This is a genomic window from Aeromonas media (genome assembly GCF_020423125.1).
GTDB classification, from domain to species: Bacteria; Pseudomonadota; Gammaproteobacteria; order Enterobacterales; family Aeromonadaceae; genus Aeromonas; species Aeromonas media.
Genome location: NZ_CP075564.1, coordinates 1 through 20,751, shown reverse-complemented (window position 1 = coordinate 20,751; position 20,751 = coordinate 1). Strand labels below are relative to the sequence as shown.

Sequence of the window (20,751 nt, the reverse complement as noted above, 5' to 3'; positions counted from 1 at the left end):
ACCCTGTTCATGTCAGTCACTTTACCGATGCCAATGGTCGAACATCTGATGCTGGGAGCATTCAAATGAGCAAGTCCATCTCCATCCCTGCCCGTACCGAGAAGGTGAAGGGCAAGGGCAAGAAACAGACCTCACAAGTCGTGCAGGCCATGATCGAAGCCTTCTATCGCTTCAACCCCAGGGCGCTGTTTGGCAGCCCCATACTGTTCACCCTCTGGCTGGCTGCCGTGATGGCGACCCTGGAGTCCCTGCTGGGTCAACCCCTGTCGGGAGTCACCCCCAGCCTGGCCTGGCAGCTGACGGCCTGGTTGTGGCTGACCCTGTGGTTTGCCAACTTCGCCGAGACCCTGGCAGAAGGCCGCGGCAAGGCGCGGGCCGACAGCCTGAAGGCGGGCATGAGCCAGCTTCAGGCACGCAAGGTGCGGGATCCGAAAGATGGCCAGGGCGAGTGGATCCCGGCCACCAGCCTGCAAAAAGGGGATCTGGTGCTGGTGCGCAGCGGCGAGATGATCCCGGCCGACGGTGAGGTCGTTGCCGGTATCGCCTCCGTCAACGAGGCCGCCATCACGGGGGAATCCGCCCCCGTCATCCGCGAGTCCGGTACCGACCGCAGCGGCGTGACCGGCAACACCACTGTGGTCTCCGACGAGATCTGGGTCCGCGTGACCAACAATCCCGGGGAGAGCACGCTCGACAGAATGATAGCGCTGGTCGAGGGGGCCAAGCGCCAGAAGACGCCCAACGAGATGGCGCTCGATGCCCTGCTGGTGGGTCTGACCCTGATCTTCCTGCTGGTGGTCGCCACCCTGCCCTGGTTCCTCGACTACAACGGCACCCAGGTACCGCGCCTCTACCTGCTGGCCCTCTTCATCACCCTGATCCCAACCACCATAGGGGGCCTGCTCTCCGCCATCGGCATCGCCGGCATGGACCGGCTGGTAAAGCTGAACGTGATCGCCAAGTCAGGTCGTGCCGTGGAGGCCGCCGGTGACGTGCGCACCCTGCTGCTCGACAAGACAGGCACCATCACCTTCGGCAACCGCATGGCTGACGAACTGATCCCGGCCCCCGGTGTCGATCCCTCCCTGCTGGCCCAGGCCGCCATGCTGGCCTCCCTCGGCGACAACACGCCCGAGGGCAAGTCCATCCTGACCCTGGCCGGCAAGAGCATGGCCAAGCCGAGCCAGCTCGAGAGCGACAAGGTGATCCCCTTCAGCGCCGAGACCCGTCTGAGCGGTCTGGATCGCAACGGTCATCAATATCGCAAGGGGGCCGTGGATGCGGTGCTCAACTACCTCTCCCTCGATCGCAAGGGAGTGCCCGAGCTCATTCTGAAGTCGGTCGACAACATCGCCCGTCAGGGCGGCACCCCGCTGCTGGTCTGTACCCATGAGCAGTTGCTGGGGGTGGTGTACCTCAAGGACATCATCAAGCCAGGCATCAAGGCCCGCTTCCAGATCCTGCGCCACATGGGGATCCGCACAGTGATGATCACCGGGGACAACCCGCTGACCGCCGCCGCCATTGCCGCCGAAGCCGGGGTGGATGACTTCATCGCCGAGGCGACCCCGGAGAAGAAGCTGGCCTACATCCGCCAGGAGCAGGCCGATGGCCGCATGGTCGCCATGTGCGGTGACGGTGCCAACGACGCACCGGCACTGGCCCAGGCGGACGTGGGTCTGGCCATGAACGAAGGCACCCAGGCCGCCAAGGAGGCGGGCAACCTGGTGGATCTGGACTCCAACCCCACCAAGCTGCTGGACGTGGTGCTGGTGGGCAAGCAGTTGCTGGTCACCCGGGGCGCCCTGACCACCTTCTCCATCGCCAACGACGTGGCCAAGTATTTCGCCATACTGCCGGCCCTCTTCATCGCCGCCTACCCGCAGCTGGGGGCGCTGAACCTGATGCAACTCGGCAGTCCAGAGAGCGCCATCCTGTCGGCCATCATCTTCAACGCCCTGATCATAGTGGCGCTGGTGCCGCTGGCGCTGCGGGGGGTCAACGTGAAGGGCTCCGCCGCCAGCCTGCTGCGCCGCAACCTGCTGATCTATGGGCTCGGTGGCCTGATCGTGCCTTTCATTGGAATCAAGCTGATCGACCTGGTCATCACAGGCCTGGGTCTGGTGTGATGAAAACGCCGCACGATGGTATCCACAGCCAGATCGTGCCCCCATACATGGGCATCAAGCTGATCGACCTGGTCATCACCGGCCTGGGGCTGGTGTGATGAAAACGCCGCACGATGGTATCCACAGCCAGATCGTGCCCCCATACATGGGCATCAAGTTGACCGATCTGGTCATCACCGGCCTGGGTCTGGTGTAACCACATAACGGGTGCAAGCCTGGCCTGCACCCCATCAATCTGTTTGGAGCGAGAGAATCATGATAGCAATCAGAACCCTGCTGACCCTGACCCTGCTGCTGGGTGTCGGCTACCCCCTGGCCGTCACCGGGCTGGCCCAGCTGTTTTTCCCCTGGCAGGCCAACGGCAGCCAGCTGACCGATGCCAAGCAGCAGCTGGTCGGCAGCGCCCTGCTGGCGCAGAAATTCGAGCGGGCGGAGTACTTCCACTCCCGCCCCTCCGCCAGCGACTTCACCACCATAGGCAGCGGCGCCAGCAACCTGGGGGTGAGCTCCCCCCTGCGCAGCGAATTTGCCAAGGCCCAGGGTAACTACCAGTCCCCCGCCATGCTGACCCGCTCAGGTTCGGGCCTGGATCCCCACCTGCCCCTGGATGCCGTGCTGGCCCAGGTGGATCGCGTCGCCAAGCAACGCGGGCTGGATCCCGCTTCCCTGACGGAGCAGGTCAAGTCGTCGACACAAGCTGGTATCCTTGGCCCTCAGGTGGTCAACATCCTCCAGTTGAATCTGTTGCTCGATCAGCACAAGGACGCATGATGGCGCGCCTGGCTGGCCCGAGTTGGAGGGCGACCCAGATTTTCGAACCGAGCCGGCAGTTGCTCCATAAGGATGATGATGCGTGACGTGGTAAAAGCGGGTGCCTTGCTGGCAGGCATGAAGCAGGAGTACATGGATGCGTGATGAGGCTCGGGCCGACGCCTTGCTGGCAAGCCTGGAACAGGAACACAAGGGCAAGCTGAAGGTCTTCCTCGGCGCCGCCCCCGGCGTAGGCAAGACCTACGCCATGTTGCAGGCGGTGCGGGAACAGGCCAGGGAAGGAGTCGACATTCTCATCGGCGTGGTCGAGACCCACGGGCGCCAGGAGACCCTGGCGCTGCTCGACAAGCTCGCCATCCAGCCACGCAAACTGCATCACCACCGCCAGCAACGACTGGAGGAGATGGACCTGGATGGCTTGCTCGAACGCAAGCCCGCCATCGTAGTGGTGGATGAGCTGGCCCACACCAATGCTCCCGGCAGCCGCCACGAGAAACGCTGGCAGGATGTGGAGGAGTTGCTCGGCGCCGGCATCGATGTCTACTCCACCCTCAATGTTCAGCACCTGGAAAGCCTCAACGATCTGGTGTGGCAACTGACCGGGGTCAGGGTCAAGGAGACCCTGCCCGACCAGGTACTACTGGAGGCGGACAGCATAGTCCTCATAGACCTGCCCCCCAAGGAGCTGCTCGGCCGGCTCAAGGAGGGCAAGGTCTATGTGCCCCATCAGGCCAAGGCCGCCCTGCAATCCTTCTTCTCCCTCAACAACCTGACCGCCCTGCGCGAGCTGGCGATGCAGACTGCCGCCAGCCACGTGGAAGGGGATTTGCAACTGCAGTGGCAGGCGGCGGGCAAGACCACGCTACCGCTGCGGGGCAAGTTGATGGTCTGCCTCGGGGATCAGCACGGCGCCGCCCTGGTCCGTTACGGCCACCGCTTCGCCCAGCGTCGCCAGCTGCCCTGGCTGGTGGTACACATCGACAGCAAGGGGCAGCGTTCCCCTGAGCTGGAGCAGGCGCTGGCGCTGGCCTCCCAGCTGGGTGCCAGGGTGCTGACGCTCTCCAGCCCGGCGGTCGCCGATGCCCTGCTGGAGACAGCCGAACAGCAGCAGGTCTCACAACTGTTGCTTGGCAAGCCCCACAGCCCGCCTTGGCGCCTCTCCCTGGTGCAACACCTGCTGAAACAGGCTCAGGGATTCGAGATCACACTGGTGGACACCGGGAAGCGCAAACCCAGCCTGAAGCTGCACCCTGCAGGCCCCAGGGAGATCCGCCAAAGCCTGCTGGCCCTGCTGATCATGGGAACGACCTCGGCCATCGCCTGGGGGTTCTCTCACTGGCTACCCTCCGCCTCCCTGCCACTGCTGTTCGTGCTGGGGGTGCTCGCCACTGCCCTCTCCACCAGCCTGGTGCCCGCCATCCTGGCGGCCGTGCTGGGGTTCGTCGGCCACAACCTGCTGTTCACCGCCCCCTACTTCTCCCTGAGCGTCGCCAACCACAGCGACCTGCTCAATCTGTTCGTGCTGCTCATCGTCGGCATGACGGCCGGGCGGCTCGCCTCCCGCCAGCGCCAGCAACTGGTGGGCTTGCGCGAGACCCAGCAGCTTGGCAACGCCCTGCTCTCTCTCAGCCAGGGATTGGCCACCGCCAGCAGCCCGGTGGAGGTGCTCAGGCAGGGTACCCAGGCCATCTCCCTAGCCCTGGGGCAGCCCGTGTTTGCCCTGGATGAGGAGTACCAATACAGGGCCGGAGACGAGGTACGGGGACCTGGCCAGACCGACAAGGCCGCCATCGACTGGTGCCTGGCCCAGAAGCAGAGCGCGGGGGCTCACACCGCCACCCTCAATGCGGCCGAGGCCCAGTACCACCACCTCACCGATGAACTGGTACTGGGGATCCGGCTGGCCAGCCCGCTCGCTTCCTCCGCCGAACACCAGTTGCAGGCGCTGCTCACCGACATCCGCGCCGCCCTCGCGCGGATCGATCTCAACGAGCGGTTGGCCGACAGCCAGTTGCAGGCGGAGACGGATCGGATGCGCGCCGCCCTGCTCTCCTCGGTCTCCCACGATCTGAAGACACCGCTCGCCACCATCATGGGGGCCGGCAGCACACTACTGGAATACGGTGACCGGATCAGTGCCGAGGATCGCAACGAGCTGCTCCACTCGGTGCAGGAGGAGGCGCGCCGCCTGCACAGCTATGTGCAGAACCTGCTGGACATGACCCGTATCGGCTCCCCGGACTTCCAGCTGAAGCGGGAGTGGGTCGACCTCGCCGACCTAGTGGAGAGTGCCCGCAAGCGGCTGGACTCCTCCTGGCGCCAGCACAGGCTGCTGATCCACTTCGATCAGCAGATCCCCCAGCTCTATGTGCACGGTGCCCTGATCGAGCAGGTGCTGGTCAACATCCTCGACAACGCCTCCCGCTACTCGCCAGCCGGCACCCCCATCGAGTTCAAGGTGATGCTGGCGGACCCGGACCTCATCATCGACATCATCGACATCGGGGTTGGCATCGCGGAGTCGGATCGGGACAAGATCTTCAACCTCTTCTACACCCAGCCGGTGGGGGATTGCGGCAGTCGCGGCACCGGACTTGGACTCGCCATTTCCCGCGCCATGATAGAGGCCCACGGTGGTCGCATCTGGGCATTCTCCGGCCCCAACGGCAACGGTACCTGCATGCGCATCTCTCTGCCGCTCTCCCTCAACGCACCTGAGGTATGATGTGCACATTCCGGGCTCCTGGGGTCAGCCATCCCCAGCCCCCCAACACTCGCCTCTGGAGGCTAGATGGCCCATATCCTGGTCATAGATGATGAAGCGGCCATTCGCCGCTTTCTGCGGATCAGCCTGGTCGCCGAAGGGCACCAGGTGAGCGAGGCGGTGGGCGTCAACGAAGGGCTGGCGCAGTACCGCCACCTCAACCCCGATCTGGTGATCCTGGATCTCGGCCTGCCGGACGGGGACGGCATCCAGATCTTGCAGGCCATCCGCGAACATCACCCCAACCCAGTGCTGGTGCTGTCGGCTCGGGATTCGGAACAGGAGAAGGTACGGCTGCTGGATGCGGGGGCCAACGACTACATGAGCAAGCCGTTCGGCATCAGGGAGATGATGGCCCGCATCCGCGCCTTGCTGCGCCAGCGAGCCGGGGTCAGCAGCGGCGAATGCCGCCACTTCCCGCAATGTGGTCTGAGCCTGGATACCGGCAGTCACAAGGTGACCATGAAGGATGAAGAGATTTCCCTGTCTCGCAAGGAGTTCGCCCTGCTGCAGGCCCTGGTGTGTCACCCCGGCAAGCTGGTGATGCAGACCCAGCTGCTCAACGACATCTGGGGGCCAAGCCACAAGGAAGATACCCACTATCTGCGCATCGTCATTGCCAGCCTGCGCAAGAAGCTGGGGGATAACCCCCAGCAACCCAGTCTGATCGAAACAGAACCCGGCATCGGCTACCGTTTTATCGGTAGCTGATGTTTCACGTGGAACGCCGTCCGCTGCACAGTACGGCCACCAGACCACAGCCAAGGATCAGCAGACCCAGATCCTGCAAGCCGGCCGCCAACGCCAACCCCAGGCTGAGCAGCAGGTAGTAGGCCAGTCCGAACAGGGCACCGGCGCTGCCTGCCACCTCCCGATAAGCCAGCAAGGCCTGACTCAATACGTTGGGGATAGCGATACCGTAGGCCACCACAACGCCCATCATGGGCAGCAGGAACCAGAGCGAACTCTGACTCGCCCACACTGCAGCACCCGCTCCCAGTGCCAGCGATGCGGCCAACTGGATGAGTGAGGCCGGTTGCCACCCTTTGCCCAGCAGGCGCTTGTTCAGCAGGCTGCCGAGCAGGGTCGCCAACGCCAGTACGGCACCGGAATAACCAAACTCGCTGGCACTCCACCCCTGCTCAGCGAACAGAAAGGGCGCCAGGCTGTAGTAACCGAACAGCATGGTATTGAACAGGGCGACCAGCAGGGCGCTGCGCCAGAGTCCACCATCCCGAGCCATCCGGCACGCCAGTGGCCAAAGGGCAATACTGGTCGTGGTTTCTGGACGGGTTTCCGGCAACCGCCAGCTGGCGATCAATCCCAGCACCAGGGCCAGCACCATCAGGCCGCTGAAGACCCCCAGATAACCAAACTGCTCGGCCAGCAGACCACCACTCACCAGCCCCAGCACGGGGCTGATGGACAGGGCCGCCCCCATCACAGAGAAGACCTTGGCCAAATCACTGCCCTGGTAGCTGTCACGCAGCATGGTCTGGGTCACGACCGATCCCACGGCGGCACCAAAGGCCGAGATGATCCTGGCCAGCAGCAAGGTTTCAAATTCGGTCGCCAGCAACGCCAGCAAGGTACCGAGTCCATAGGTCAACAGACCGGCCAGCATGGCCGGGCGCCGCCCGATCAAATCACAGAGCCTGCCCCAGCAGACCACACCCACGGCAAACGCCAGAAAATAGACCGACAGGGTCTGGGATGCCTGCCCGTCGCTCACCCTGAACTGGGTAGCGATCTGGGTCAGCGCCGGGCTGTAGATGGTCTCCACTATCTGGGGGAACATCATCAATCCCACCACCAGCCAGAGCGGTGGCAACTTGTTGTTCATGACAAACCTCCTTCACAAGAGGTCGTCATTCTAGAGAGATGCCGATTGTCTGATTACAATAAGCAGGACTATATACATCAAGAATCGGACACATGGCCTTTATTCTTCCCGATCACCCTTTCGACCCCGACCGCCTGAATGGCGGCGTGATCGGCATTGCCTCCGCACTGGGTTGGCATGATTCCGGCCAACATGTGCATCAATGCCACCAGCTGCTGTTTGCCCAGGCCGGGTGCATGACGATAGAGCTGGGCAACCAGGTCTATCTGTTGCCACCCAGCCGGGCGGCCTGGCTGCCGGCTGGTGTGCCCCATCAGGTTTTGATGCGCGGTGTGGTGGCCTATCGCTCCCTTTACTTCGCGCCACAGCCAGAGCTGCCAGCCAGTGTGCAGGTGGTGGCAGTCAATCCACTGCTGCGGGAAATCATTGAACGAATGGCGCTCTGGCCATGGAATAAGCCTGAAGCGGAACAGCGCCTGACATTGGCGCTGTTCATGGAGGAGCTGGCGCAAGCACCGCGGGAAACCTGGCAACTGCCACTACCAACGGATGCGCGACTGGGGGCTTGGCTACAGGAGATAAAGCGGGGCAACATCCTGCCCGAGCGGCTCAACCGGCTGGCCGAGCGGGTGGGTGCCAGTGACAAGACCATAGGCCGCATCTTCATGAAGGAGACCGGCATGAACTATCAGGCCTGGCGCCAGCAGTGGCGATTGTTGCGCGCCATGGAGCTGCTGGCCGAGGCCGTGCCCATCAGCCGGATTGCCACTGCGCTGGAGTTTTCCAGCGACAGCGCCTTCATCAGCTTCTTCAAGCAACACACGGGGCAAACTCCCCTGCGTTACCTCAACTCTCGGGGTGAGTCGCATCAGCCGAGCTAGCTTCTACCACCAGGGTATCCAGTGCCAGTGGCTTCAAGTTGCTGAGGGCATCCAGCACCACAGCCCGGGATGCCTGCTGCTGCTGGGCCAGCATCTCCTGCCCCAGTTTGGCGGTATCCAGCTCAGGTCTGAGGTTTTCAATTGCCATGACATTCAGGCTCAGGGTGCTCATTATCAGAGTGGCGATCAGGGTCTTCATCTGGCTTGCTCCGGTATGATTGAGATGACCAGAGAGTTATTCCAATAGTCGTGCCAATTATGTAAGCAATTGATTATGTTTAAGTAAAATAATTTTTGATGCCATTTCAGGCATTACTGACCATCCTATTGGTTATTTTGAAACCCATAAGTGGTTATTTTTACCACATCCATTTTCCGAAGCCCGTTCCACGTGGAACGTCCCATGATTTTGATCGACACCCGCTTTTAAACTGAGCTATGGTGCTAGCTCCCCCGTAACTGACTCTGGATCTGTCACCGAATGGAATTCTCCTTGTTCGGCGAGAAGTTCACTCGCCACGCCGGCATTACCCAACTCATGGATGACCTCAATCAGGGGCTGCTCAATCCGGACGCCATCATGCTGGGAGGCGGCAATCCGGCCCCCATCCCCGCCATGCTGGAACGCTTTCAGACCGAGGCCAAGCAGCTGCTTGACAATGGCGAGCTGATCAAGGCCATGGCCAACTACGATGGCCCGCAAGGCAAGGACAGGTTCACCAAGGCGCTGGCCGCCCTGCTCAAGAGAGAGCTGGGCTGGGACATCTCGGCCCGCAACATAGCCCTGACCAACGGCAGCCAGAATGCCTTCTTCTATCTGTTCAACCTGCTGGCCGGCGAGTTCGCCGATGGCCGCAAGAAGAAGGTGCTCTTCCCCCTGGCCCCCGAATACATCGGCTATGCGGACTCGGCCCTGGCGGAGGATCACTTCGTCGCCTACAAGCCCACCATAGAGAAGCTGGCCGACGGCCAGTTCAAATACCATGTGGATTTCGAGAGCCTGGAGGTGGGCGACGACATCGGAGTGATATGTGTCTCCCGTCCGACCAACCCCACAGGCAACGTGCTGACCGATGAAGAGATTGAGCATCTGGATCAGATCGCCCGCGACAAGGGGATCCCGCTGCTGCTCGACAACGCTTACGGCGTGCCCTTCCCTGGCATCATCTTCAGCGAGGCCAAGCCGTTCTGGAATGCCAACACCATCCTCTGCATGAGCCTCTCCAAGCTGGGCCTGCCGGGCACCCGCTGCGGCATCGTCATCGCCGACGAGAAGATCATCCAGGCCATCACCAACCTGAGCGGCATCATCAACCTGGCGCCTGGCAGCCTGGGGCCCGCCATCACCATCCCCATGATAGAGAGCGGCGAGATCATCGCCCTGAGCGAGCAGGTGGTGAAACCCTTCTACAAGCAGAAGGCCGACTTCGCCGTGCAACTGCTGCGAGAAGCCATTCCCGATCCGCGCTTCCACATCCACAAGCCGGAAGGTGCCCTCTTCCTCTGGCTCTGGTTCGAAGGCCTGCCGATCCACTGCCAGGCGCTCTACGAGCGGCTGAAGGCGAAGAACCTGCTGATAGTGCCGGGTCACTACTTCTTCCCCGGAATCGACGACCCCGAGTGGCGCCACAGTCAGGAGTGCATTCGCCTCAACTACTCCCAGAGCGAGGAGCTGGTGCGGCGCGGCATCGCCATACTGGCAGACGAGATCAACGCCATTTACCGCGGCAGCTGACTCGCTTGCAGATAAAAGAAAGGCCTGCAATCGCAGGCCTTTCTCGTCTCTGGTGTCAGGCTCCCCGGCCTGACATTCCCGGCTTAGCTCGGCAGCGCCAGCTGATCGGGTTTGCCGATGGGGATGGCGCGGGGCTTGAGTGCCTCCGGCAATTCGCGGGCGAGATCTATGGTCAGCAGACCATGCTCCAGTCTGGCCCCCTTAACCTCCACGTGCTGGCTCAGCTTGAAGGCGAGCTCGAAGTCACGCTCGGCAATCCCCTGATGGAGGAATTGACGCTCACCGGCCGCAGCGGCCTTGCGCCCCTTCACCTTGAGGGTGCCGTTTTCGGTCTCCAGCTCCAGCTCGTCGCGCTCGAAGCCAGCCACGGCAACCGTGATGCGGTAGCCGTCATGCTCCCGCTTCTCGATGTTGTAAGGGGGATAGGCCGCCGCCTTCTGGTCGAACAGGCCTTCCAGCTCGCGTGCCATCCGCTCGAAGCCGACGGCATTGGAAGAGAGGTGAGAAAAATCGAGGTTACGCATAATCCTATCCTTCTAATAAGCAACAGGTTTGACTCTCCACAGGCCCGTCATCAGCACCCGGGAAATGTGAAAATCGCAGTGAGTTCAAGCTGTCAGCCGTTGATCTCGATCTTGCGGGGCTTCATCGCCTCGGGCACTTCACGGGCCAGATCGATGTGCAGCAGACCATTCTTGAGATCGGCCCCCTTCACCCGCACATAGTCGGCCAGCTGGAAGCGACGCTCGAAGCCGCGCTCGGCGATGCCCTGATAGAGATAGTGGCGCTCGGTGTCAGCCTGCTTGTTGCCTTTCACCGTCAGCAGATTTTCCTGGAAGCTCAGCTCCAGCTCTTCTTGGGTAAAGCCCGCCACCGCCATGCTGATGCGGTAGTCGTTGTCACCCAGCTGCTCGATGTTGTAGGGGGGATAACCGGCATTGCCATTGCTGGCTGCAGATTCGATGAGATTGGCCAGACGATCGAAACCAATGGCAGAACGATAGAGCGGAGAAAAGTCGATAGAACGCATAGTATTACCCTCTTGTGAGCGATAACGGATTGTTTGCCCTCCTGATGGACGGGCGCCTGGTCGAAACCTCTGTCGAGCGTTCCGGCCTTGTTACCTATATAGGGGCTCACTTTTTCCTTTCAAGGGATTTTTTTAAGATTTTTTACTTATGAGGCGCTCCATCCAGTTGGCCCGATAGTGATGATAATCGACCCGTGGGCCACTGATGGCAACGCGCTCCGTCCCCCATAATGGGTTGCATATACACCAGCCAATATGGAACCATCCCATGAAGATTACCCAGGTTCGCAACGCCACCCTGCTGCTCGACTATGCCGGCACCCGCTTTCTGATCGACCCCATGCTCTCGGCCAAGGGTGCCTTCCCCGGCTTTGAGGGCACCGCCAACAGCCAGCTGCGCAATCCACTGGTCGAGCTGCCGCTGCCGATCGATGAGCTTGTCGATGTGGATGCCGTTATTGTCACCCACGATCATCCTGACCACTGGGATGATTCCGCCAGAACGTTGGTCCCCAAGCATCTGCCGCTCTTTGTACAACATCAGAGAGATGCCGATGCCATTCGTGCCAGTGGCTTTGAGGATGTCCGCCTGCTGAGCGAGCAGGCCGAATTTGCCGGTATACACCTGCAGCAGACCGGTGGCCAGCACGGCAGCGATCAACTGATGGCGGTACTGGGCGAGCGCATGGGTGAAGTGTGCGGCGTGGTCTTCTCCCACCCAGATGAGCCGAGTCTCTATCTGGCCGGTGATACAGTCTGGAATGCTCAGGTGAAACAGGCCCTGCAACTGCACCAGCCCGAGGTGATCATCCTCAACTGCGGCGATGCCCAGGTAACGGGGCTCGGCTCCATCATCATGGGCAAGGAGGATGTCGCCGCCGTATATCAGGCTGCACCACAGGCCACCCTGATCGCCAGCCACATGGAGGCGGTCAACCACGCCGTGCTGTCACGCCAGGAGCTGCGCACCTATCTGACAGATCGAGGCATGACGGATCGGGTACGAGTGCCGGAGGATGGCGAGGCTCTCTCACTGTAACTGACAGGGCCATGCGAATATCGAGCATGGCCCTTAGGCTTTCGGCTGCAAACACTTATGATGATTGCTCTGCGCAGAGAGGATGCCAACGCCATGCTTTCCCCCATCGTTGCCGTGGTGACCTTCGATCACTTCAGCCCTTTTCACTGCGCAGTCCCCAGCCTCATTTTCGGCGATATCCTGCCGGGTCAGCCGCTGTTCGGGCTCAGGCTCTGCTGTGGTGACGCCAGCATCCACTCCCATTCGGCACAAGGCTTCACCATTCAGGCACCCTATGGGCTGGAGGGGCTGACCGAGGCGGACATCATCGTCATCCCCTTCTGGCACGATCCGGCAGTTCGGCCGCCCGTGGCGCTACTCGATGCCCTGATCGCCGCCAGAGCCAGAGGCGCCCAGCTGGTCGGACTCTGTCTCGGCACCTATGTACTGGCCTATGCCGGCCTGCTGGAGGGACGCAGGGCCTCGACCCATTGGGAGTACGAGCAAGACTTCATGAGCCGCTTTCCCGCCGTGCAACTCGATACCAATGCTCTCTATGTGGATGACGAGGGGTTGGTCACCTCGGCAGGCACCGCGGCCGGATTGGACTGCTGCCTCTATCTGGTGCGGCAGTACTACGGCTCGGCCATCGCCAACAAGGTGGCGCGGCGGCTGGTGATCCCGCCCTACCGGGAAGGAGGTCAGGCCCAGTTTATCGAGCAGCCGGTTCCCGCCTCCACCCGCGATACCAGGATGAACCAGTTGCTCGATCATCTGCGCGCTCATCTGGCCGAACCCCATACCCTGGATACTCTGGCGGCCCATACCCTGATGAGCCGGCGCACCTTTACCCGCCGCTTTCATCAGGCCACTGGTCTTTCGGTAGGTGAATGGCTGCTGGCGGAGCGGCTCAGGCGCAGTCAGGAGTTGCTGGAGGTGAGCGGTCATTCCATTGAGCGTATCGCTGAACTGATTGGCTTCAAGAGCGCCACCTCCCTGCGCAATCACTTCCGGGCACGTTTCGCCGTCTCTCCCAGCGAGTGGCGCCGAGCATTTGGCGGCAACAAGCCATGATGATGCACTTTGTACCCTTTCAACCCGCTATGGCAGGATAACCAAAAATCCCGAGGAGACATCCCATGTCCCGTTCCGAACGCCTGCAGGCCCTGCTCCAGCTACTACGCGGCCACCGCTACGCCATCACAGGCACAGAGCTGGCCAGCCGGCTTGGCATCAGTCTGCGCACCCTCTATCGGGACATCGCCACCCTGCAGGCGCAAGGCGCCCATATCGAGGGAGAGCGGGTATCGGCTATGTACTGCGCCCCGGCTTCATGCTGCCGCCGCTGATGTTCAGCGAGGAGGAATTGGATGCGCTGGTATTGGGGTCGCGCTGGGTGGTCGCCCACGGCGACAGCGCCTTGAGTGCATCGGCCAGCAGTGCGCTGGCCAAGATAGAAGCCGTGTTGCCCGCCGACTATCGCCAGCAACTGCAGACCAATGCCCTGCTGATCGGCACCTCTCGCGGCGACAGCCCCGTTGACGAGGCTCCACTGCGCAACGCCATCCGCCAGCAGCGCAAGGTAACCCTGAGCTATCGGGATCTCAAGGAGGAGAGTTCGGAGCGCACCGTATGGCCCTTTGCCCTCGGCTACTTCGAACAGGTGCGGGTACTTGTCGCCTGGTGCCAGCTGCGCCAGGGCTTTCGTCACTTTCGGGTAGATCGCATCACCTGGATGAAACAGGAAGAGAGCCGCTATCCCAAAAACAGAGAGAGCTTGCTGAAAGCGTGGCGCGCTACCCAGCAGATCCCGCAACCCAAATTCATTGCTGACAGAAACTGACAGCAGGTGACGCCATGCTGACGGGGTCGGCGCAGATGCGCCCTCCCCGAAACAAGGAGCGTCACCATGTTGTTAGTCCCGCCATTCACCATTCTCTATGTCGCCAATCCGGCGCGCAGCGCCCGCTTCTATCGCGAGCTATTCGGCCGCCCGCCGGTAGAGGAGTCCCCCACCTTTGCCATGTTCGTGTTCGAATCGGGAGCAAAACTGGCGCTCTGGTCCAGCGCCACCGTCGACCCCGCAGCTACCCAGAGTGCAGGGGCCATGGAGCTGGCCTTCCCGCTGCCCGACGAAACCAGTGTCGATACGGGCTTGGCCGAATGGCAGGCTCACGGCCTGACCATCATCCAGCAGCCGACCCGGATGGAGTTTGGCTATACCGGCATGGCGCTTGATCCCGATGGCCATCGCCTGCGCCTCTACTGCCTGGCACCAGGACTGGGCTGAGTCGGAATTATCAACACCAAGGTGGTTTCATGTTTCACGTGGAACGTGCTATTTCCCTCTCCCTGAAAACAAAAAAGCCGCTCACAAGGAGCGGCTTTTTACTGTCTGACCGAGTCGATTAGACGTCGAGGTTGGCCACGCGCAAGGCGTTGGTCTCGATAAAGTCACGACGGGGTTCGACCGCATCGCCCATCAGGGTGGAGAAGAGCTGGTCAGCACCGACGGCGTCGTCTATGGTGACGCGCAGCATGCGACGGGCTTCCGGATCCATGGTGGTTTCCCACAGCTGATCCGGGTTCATCTCGCCCAGCCCTTTATAGCGCTGGATGTAGATGCCACGCTTGCCTTCGCCCATCAGCCAGTCGACCGCTTCCACGAAGTTGGCCACCGGCTTCACCTTCTCGCCACGCTTGATGAAACCGCCATCCTCGATCAGGTTGGCGATCTCCTTGCCCAGGGAGACCAGCTGACGGTATTCACCGGATTGCAGGAAGTCGTAGCTGAGCGGGTATTCGCGGTCGACACCGTGCTGACGTACCACGGCGTGGGGCACGAACAGGCTGCGCTCTTCGTCACGACGAACCTGGATCTGGTACTGGATGCCGTGGTTGCTCTCGTTGAGTACGGCTTCCATCCCCTGACACCAGGCCAGCAGATCGCTCTCGCTGGCCAGCAGGGTCTCGTTCAACTCAGGCTGATAGATCAGCTGGGTCAGCACAGCATCCGGGGCGCGGCGGGACATGCGGGTGATCAGGTGAGAGACGGCACGGTGCTGGTTGACCAGACGCTCCAGCGCCTCGCCACCGATAGCCGGGGCAGACTCGTTGACGTGCAGGGTAGCACCGTCCAACGCCATGGAGGTCTGGTACTGCAGCAGCGCATCTTCGTCTTTCAGATACTGCTCCTGCTTGCCCTTCTTGACCTTGTAGAGCGGCGGCTGGGCGATGAAGACGTAGCCACGCTCGATGATCTCCGGCATCTGACGGTAGAAGAAGGTCAGCAGCAGGGTACGGATGTGCGCACCATCGACGTCCGCATCCGTCATGATGATGATGTTGTGGTAGCGCAGCTTGTCCGGGTTGTACTCGTCGCGACCGATACCGCAGCCCAGTGCCGTGATCAGGGTGCCTACCTCTTGCGAGGAGATCATCTTGTCGAAACGGGCCTTCTCCACGTTCAGGATCTTGCCCTTGAGCGGCAGGATAGCCTGGTTCTTGCGGTTGCGACCCTGCTTGGCGGAGCCGCCAGCAGAGTCCCCTTCCACTATGTAGAGTTCGGAGAGGGCCGGATCTTTCTCCTGGCAGTCAGCCAGCTTGCCGGGCAGACCGGCGATGTCCAGCGCACCCTTGCGGCGAGTCAGTTCCCGGGCCTTGCGGGCCGCTTCACGGGCACGGGCCGCATCGATGATCTTGTTGACCACGATCTTGGCGTCGCCCGGGTTTTCCAGCAGGAAGTCCGCCAACTTCTCGCCCATTGCCTGTTCAACGGCAGTCTTCACTTCGGAAGAAACCAGTTTGTCCTTGGTCTGGGAGGAGAACTTGGGATCAGGCACCTTGACGGAGATGACCGCAATCAGGCCTTCACGGACGTCGTCGCCACTGGCGGCAGACTTGGCCTTCTTGCTGTAGTCCTCTTTATCCATGTAGGAGTTGAGGGTACGGGTCAGCGCGGTACGGAAGCCCACCAGGTGAGTGCCCCCATCCCGCTGCGGGATGTTGTTGGTGAAGCAGTAGACCCCTTCCTGATAGGCGTCGTTCCACTGCATCGCCACTTCAACGCCGATGCCATCCTGCTCGGTGGTGAAGTGAAACACCTTGGGATGGATCGGGGTCTTGTTCTGGTTCAGGTATTCAACGAACGCCTTGATGCCACCCTCGTAGCAGAAATGCGCCTCGCGGCCATCACGCTCGTCCAGCAGGCGGATGGAGACACCGGAGTTCAGGAAAGAGAGCTCACGCAGGCGCTTGGCCAGGATCTCGTAGTGATACAGGGTATCGGTAAAGATGGTCGGGCTCGGCCAGAAGCGCACTTCGGTGCCGGTGCCGGTGCTGTCGCCAATCTGCTTGAGCGGCGCCTGCGGCTCACCCAGGTGATAGGTCTGCTCGTAGACGTGGCCGTTGCGACGTATGGTCAGCAGCAGCTTGTCAGAGAGGGCGTTCACCACTGAGACACCCACGCCGTGCAGGCCGCCGGATACCTTGTAGGAGTTGTCATCGAATTTGCCGCCGGCGTGAAGCACCGTCATGATGACTTCGGCGGCGGAGCGGCCCTCCTCCTCGTGCATGTCGACCGGGATGCCCCGGCCATTGTCACGCACGGAGACGGAACCGTCGGAATGGATCTTGACCTGAATATCGGAGCAGTAGCCAGCCAGAGCCTCGTCAATGGAGTTATCGACGACCTCGAACACCATGTGGTGCAGGCCCGAGCCATCATCCGTATCGCCGATATACATCCCCGGGCGCTTGCGGACCGCATCCAGGCCCTTCAGCACCTTGATATTCGAGGAGTCGTAAGTATTTTCACTCATAGCTTACTCTCTGCCTTCTCTAACGTTTCGGAGATCTTGCCTTGTTCCACGTGGAACAGCTTGCAGTCACTCGCATCCATCATGTCTGCGAGCTGACCGGTATCGATGGCGGTGATAAACACCTGGGACGCGCACTGCTTCAGCCTTGCGGCCAGCAGGCGACGTTTGTCGACATCCAGTTCAGAGGCAAAATCGTCAATTAAAAAAATACAGCCACGGCTGCTATGTTGATTCAAATAGAGCCCTTGAGCCAGTCGCATGGCACAGACCAGCAACTTCAACTGACCCCTGGACAAAATATCCTGAGCGGGCACCCCGTTCGCCTTGAGCCGCACATCCGCCTTCTGCGGACCGACCCCAGTGTACCCCAGCGAACGATCCCGCTCGAACCCCGCCTCCAGCAAGTCGCCGAGGGGAGTCTCTCTCTCCCAGCCCCGATAGAAACCGAGGCTGATGTCGAATTCCGGCAAAAAATCCGCCGTCATCTCCTTGATCAGGGGGGTAATGGCCTGACAATAACTGGCGCGAAACTCCGCCAGTTCACCCCCGAGCCGCACCAGCTCCTGATCCCAGAACGCCAGCTGGCGATACTGGCTGCTCTGGCGCAGCAGCGCATTGCGCTGTTTCAGCAGACGCCGCACCCGTCCCCACAGGGAGAAGAAGGTCGGCTCCTGATGGAAGACGCCCCAGTCCAGCCAGGCCCGGCGAGCCTGGGGCCCGCCGGTCAGCAGGTTGAAGCCATCGGGGTGGATCAACTGCACCGGCAACAGCTCTGCCAGATCGGCCAATCGCTGGGCCTGGGCCCCGGCGATCTTGAGCTGGGTCTCGCCCCCCTTGTCCTTGGCAAGCCCGATGGGCACCTGACGCCCTTCCAGCTCGCACTGGGCAAACAGGGTAAACGCCCTCTCCCCCTGGCGGATAACCCGCCCGGTCAGGTGAGTACGAAAAGAACGACCGAGACCGAGGTAATGGATGGCTTCCAGCACGCTGGTCTTGCCGCTGCCATTGCACCCGACCAGGATATTGAGGCCGGGGGACAGCGCGAGACTGGCGTGCTGGATGTTGCGAAAGTCGCTGAGCTGGAGTTTGACCAGGGACACGACTAGATCCGCATCGGCATCACCACATACTGGGCATCTTGGCTGTCAAAATCCTCAATAATGGCACTGCTGATGGAATCACTCAGGCTGATCCGGATTTGGTCACATTTTAACGTATTCAGCACGTCCAGCACATAGGAGACGTTGAAGCCGATCTCCATCTCGCCAGCGGCATATTGTACGTCAAGCAACTCCTCGGCTTCTTCCTGTTCCGGGTTGTTGGCGGTGATGCGCAGCAGGTTTTCCTGCAGATTGAGACGCACCCCACGGAATTTCTCGTTGGAGAGGATGGCGGCACGGGCGAAGGCCTGGCGCAGATCCTCACGACCGGCGATCAGGGCCTTGTCGCTCCCCCGGGGAATGACACGACGCCAGTCAGGGAAGCGGCCATCCACCAGCTTGGAGGTGAAGATGAAGCCATCCAGGGCGGCACGCAGGTTGCTGCGACCGACCTGCAAGCGCACCGGCTTGTCTTCCGCCTCCAGGAGGCGCACCAGCTCCAGCACACCCTTGCGGGGCAGGATGACCTGATGATCGGGCAGCGATTCCCCGACCACTTCACGGCGGCAGGTGGCCAGGCGGTGACCGTCGGTGGCGACGGTGCGCAGGCCATGGCCTTCGCTCTCGAACAGCATGCCGTTCAGGTAGTAACGCACATCCTGGCTGGCCATGGAGAACTGGGTCGCATCGATCAGTTTCTTCAGCTCCAGCTGGCTGATGTCGAACTCGAGCACGGATTCCCAGTCCTCGATGTTCGGGTACTCGGTCGCCGGCAGGGTCGAGAGATTGAAGCGGGAGCGGCCGGAACGGATTATCAACCGCTCGCCTTCGGTGTTGAGACGGATATCCGCCCCTTCCGGCAGGCCGCGGCAGATATCCAGCAACTTGCGGGCCGGCACTGTGGTACGCCCATCCTGGCTGTCGCTGCTGAGATAGACCTGGCCTATCATCTCCACCTCGAGATCTGTCCCGGTCAGCGACAGCAGGCCATTGCTGACATCGAGCAGGACGTTGCCGAGGATGGGCAGGGTCGGCCGGCCACCCAGGGCACCGGACACCAGTTGCAGAGGACGTAACAGGGCCTCACGGCTAATTTCGAGCTGCATCTGTGCTCTCCGTTGTGATTAGGAGGAAAATTTTTGGATCAGGTTGGAATATTCGAGCCCCATCTGTCCACTCCGTTCCGTTATCAGGACGAAAGGGTACGGATCAGGTTGGAATAGTCTTCCTTGATGTCGTGACTCTCCTCCTTCAGCTGCTCGATCTTGCGGCAGGCATGAAGAACGGTCGTGTGGTCACGGCCACCAAAGGCATCCCCTATCTCCGGCAAACTGTGGTTGGTCAGCTCCTTGGCCAGGGCCATCGCCAGCTGACGCGGGCGGGCAACGGAACGGGAACGACGCTTGGACAGCAGATCCGCCAGCTTGATCTTGTAGTACTCCGCCACCGTCTTCTGGATGTTGTCGATGGTGACCAGCTTCTCCTGCAAGGCCAGCAGGTCGCGCAGCGCCTCGCGCACGAAGTCGATGTTGATGGCACGGCCGGTGAAGTTGGCGTTGGCGATTACCCGGTTGAGGGCGCCTTCCAGTTCACGGACGTTGGAGCGCAGCCGCTTGGCGATGAAGAAGGCCACTTCGTCCGGCAGATGGATCTGGTTCTCGTCCGCCTTGCGCATCAGGATGGCGACGCGGGTCTCCAGCTCGGGCGGTTCGATCGCCACCGTCAGGCCCCAGCCGAAGCGGGACTTGAGGCGATCCTCGACACCGTTGATCTCCTTCGGATAACGATCCGAGGTCAGGATGATCTGCTGGTTACCTTCGAGCAGGGCGTTGAAGGTATGGAAGAACTCCTCCTGGGAGCGCTCCTTGTTGGCGAAGAACTGGATGTCATCGATGAGCAGGGCATCGACGCTACGGTAATAACGCTTGAACTCTTCAATGGCGTTATTCTGCAGCGCCTTCACCATGTCCTGCACGAACCGTTCGGAGTGCATGTAGATGACTTTGGCGTCTTTCTTGCGTTCCTTGATGGCGTTGCCAACGGCGTGCAGCAAGTGGGTCTTGCCCAGACCGGTGCCCCCATAGAGGAACAGCGGGTTGTAAGCGCCACCCGGATTGTCGGCCACCTGACGGGCCGCCGCTCGGGCCAACTGGTTGGACTTACCTTCGACGAAATTCTCGAAGGTGTAGTTCACGTTGGTGTTGCTCTTGTGGTTCGGCTCGGGCTTGGTTTCAGCCTTGCTTTCCCAGCTCTTGTGAGAGTTATTCACAGGATCGACACCGCGCGCCGGCGCTCTTGCGACCGCGACGGGATGGGGACGATTACCGATGTCAAAACGCAGGGTGGGAGCATCGGCTCCGCACAGCTCGTTGATGATGCCATTGACCCGGAGCAGGTACTTGTCGCGTACCCAGTCCAGAACGAAGCGATTCGGTGCATACAGGGTCAGAGTATTGTCACTCAACTCCGCTTGAAGCGGCCGGATCCACATGCTGAATTCTGCCGAGGGCAACTCATCTTGCAGCCGGTTAAGGCACTGCTGCCATAGCGAAGCAGTCACTCTAGACTCCCGTCAATTGATTAAGTAAAGACCGGCTATTCTACGTTTTTAGTGGCTGGATCTCCAGTTGCCGCCGCACGGATCCAGCAAATAAGATCCT

At 61.2% G+C, this 20,751-nt stretch carries 17 protein-coding genes and 1 pseudogene; 10 read left to right on the top strand and 8 right to left on the bottom strand.

The window, feature by feature from the left end; genetic code table 11:
* Positions 1–65: 65 nt before the first annotated feature.
* The 4 genes from kdpB to KI797_RS00075 all read left to right on the top strand — a co-directional run bounded on the left by kdpB (position 66) and on the right by KI797_RS00075 (position 6,375).
* The gene (gene kdpB, locus KI797_RS00090) at positions 66–2,129 is read left to right on the top strand and encodes a potassium-transporting ATPase subunit KdpB (RefSeq protein WP_161506693.1); all 2,064 of its coding nucleotides are present in this window, start codon (positions 66–68) and stop codon (positions 2,127–2,129) included.
* Positions 2,130–2,384: 255 nt separating this feature from the next.
* The gene (locus tag KI797_RS00085; protein ID WP_005326326.1) at positions 2,385–2,900 is read left to right on the top strand and encodes a potassium-transporting ATPase subunit C; all 516 of its coding nucleotides are present in this window, start codon (positions 2,385–2,387) and stop codon (positions 2,898–2,900) included.
* A 136-nt stretch (positions 2,901–3,036) separates the two neighbouring features.
* A complete protein-coding gene (locus tag KI797_RS00080; protein ID WP_161506692.1) occupies positions 3,037–5,625 on the top strand; it encodes a sensor histidine kinase in 2,589 nt (862 codons plus the stop codon).
* 66 nt (positions 5,626–5,691) lie between these two features.
* Positions 5,692–6,375, top strand: coding sequence for a response regulator (locus KI797_RS00075; RefSeq protein WP_226170905.1), 684 nt, complete (start codon positions 5,692–5,694; stop codon positions 6,373–6,375).
* 4 nt (positions 6,376–6,379) lie between these two features.
* Here the strand turns inward: KI797_RS00075 and KI797_RS00070 are convergent, their stop codons facing one another.
* Positions 6,380–7,507 carry a multidrug effflux MFS transporter gene (locus KI797_RS00070; protein WP_043132721.1) on the bottom strand — a complete coding sequence of 376 codons (1,128 nt, stop codon included), beginning with the start codon at positions 7,505–7,507 and terminating at the stop codon, positions 6,380–6,382.
* A 92-nt stretch (positions 7,508–7,599) separates the two neighbouring features.
* Here KI797_RS00070 and KI797_RS00065 point away from each other — a divergent pair, with 92 nt between their 5' ends.
* The gene (locus KI797_RS00065; RefSeq protein WP_139751709.1) at positions 7,600–8,388 is read left to right on the top strand and encodes an AraC family transcriptional regulator; all 789 of its coding nucleotides are present in this window, start codon (positions 7,600–7,602) and stop codon (positions 8,386–8,388) included.
* Here the strand turns inward: KI797_RS00065 and KI797_RS00060 are convergent.
* Positions 8,354–8,587 (bottom strand): hypothetical protein, encoded by a 234-nt coding sequence (locus KI797_RS00060; RefSeq protein ID WP_005326321.1) that lies wholly within the window; start codon positions 8,585–8,587, stop codon positions 8,354–8,356. The genes KI797_RS00065 and KI797_RS00060 overlap by 35 nt on opposite strands.
* A 282-nt stretch (positions 8,588–8,869) precedes the next feature.
* Between KI797_RS00060 and KI797_RS00055 the strand changes: the two genes are divergently transcribed.
* Complete coding sequence (locus KI797_RS00055; RefSeq protein WP_043132726.1) at positions 8,870–10,123, top strand: valine--pyruvate transaminase; 1,254 nt, start codon at positions 8,870–8,872, stop codon at positions 10,121–10,123.
* A gap of 83 nt (positions 10,124–10,206) precedes the next feature.
* Here KI797_RS00055 and KI797_RS00050 read toward each other — a convergent pair whose 3' ends face one another.
* The gene (locus KI797_RS00050; RefSeq protein ID WP_043132728.1) at positions 10,207–10,647 is read right to left on the bottom strand and encodes an Hsp20 family protein; all 441 of its coding nucleotides are present in this window, start codon (positions 10,645–10,647) and stop codon (positions 10,207–10,209) included.
* Positions 10,648–10,739: 92 nt separating this feature from the next.
* On the bottom strand, positions 10,740–11,153 hold the full coding sequence (locus KI797_RS00045) for an Hsp20 family protein (protein WP_025325189.1): 414 nt from the start codon (positions 11,151–11,153) through the stop codon (positions 10,740–10,742).
* A gap of 268 nt (positions 11,154–11,421) precedes the next feature.
* Between KI797_RS00045 and KI797_RS00040 the strand changes: the two genes are divergently transcribed.
* The 4 genes and pseudogenes from KI797_RS00040 to KI797_RS00025 all read left to right on the top strand — a co-directional run bounded on the left by KI797_RS00040 (position 11,422) and on the right by KI797_RS00025 (position 14,461).
* Positions 11,422–12,192: an MBL fold metallo-hydrolase gene (locus KI797_RS00040; protein WP_226170904.1), complete on the top strand. Its 771-nt coding sequence runs from the start codon at positions 11,422–11,424 to the stop codon at positions 12,190–12,192.
* 93 nt (positions 12,193–12,285) lie between these two features.
* The gene (locus tag KI797_RS00035; protein ID WP_226173198.1) at positions 12,286–13,245 is read left to right on the top strand and encodes a helix-turn-helix domain-containing protein; all 960 of its coding nucleotides are present in this window, start codon (positions 12,286–12,288) and stop codon (positions 13,243–13,245) included.
* A 65-nt stretch (positions 13,246–13,310) separates the two neighbouring features.
* Positions 13,311–14,014, top strand: a pseudogene (locus tag KI797_RS00030) (helix-turn-helix transcriptional regulator).
* Between the two features lie 69 nt (positions 14,015–14,083).
* Positions 14,084–14,461: a VOC family protein gene (locus KI797_RS00025; RefSeq protein ID WP_226173195.1), complete on the top strand. Its 378-nt coding sequence runs from the start codon at positions 14,084–14,086 to the stop codon at positions 14,459–14,461.
* 118 nt (positions 14,462–14,579) lie between these two features.
* On the opposite strand, the gene gyrB is transcribed toward KI797_RS00025, so the two are convergent.
* The 4 genes from gyrB to dnaA all read right to left on the bottom strand — a co-directional run bounded on the left by gyrB (position 14,580) and on the right by dnaA (position 20,651).
* On the bottom strand, positions 14,580–16,991 hold the full coding sequence (gene gyrB, locus KI797_RS00020) for a DNA topoisomerase (ATP-hydrolyzing) subunit B (protein ID WP_005326310.1): 2,412 nt from the start codon (positions 16,989–16,991) through the stop codon (positions 14,580–14,582).
* Positions 16,988–18,091, bottom strand: coding sequence for a DNA replication/repair protein RecF (gene recF / locus KI797_RS00015; RefSeq protein WP_005326309.1), 1,104 nt, complete (start codon positions 18,089–18,091; stop codon positions 16,988–16,990). The genes gyrB and recF overlap by 4 nt, the downstream gene beginning before the upstream one ends.
* A gap of 2 nt (positions 18,092–18,093) precedes the next feature.
* Positions 18,094–19,197 (bottom strand): DNA polymerase III subunit beta, encoded by a 1,104-nt coding sequence (dnaN, locus tag KI797_RS00010; RefSeq protein ID WP_005326306.1) that lies wholly within the window; start codon positions 19,195–19,197, stop codon positions 18,094–18,096.
* An 83-nt stretch (positions 19,198–19,280) separates the two neighbouring features.
* On the bottom strand, positions 19,281–20,651 hold the full coding sequence (gene dnaA / locus KI797_RS00005; RefSeq protein ID WP_041206622.1) for a chromosomal replication initiator protein DnaA: 1,371 nt from the start codon (positions 20,649–20,651) through the stop codon (positions 19,281–19,283).
* Positions 20,652–20,751 lie beyond the last annotated feature (100 nt).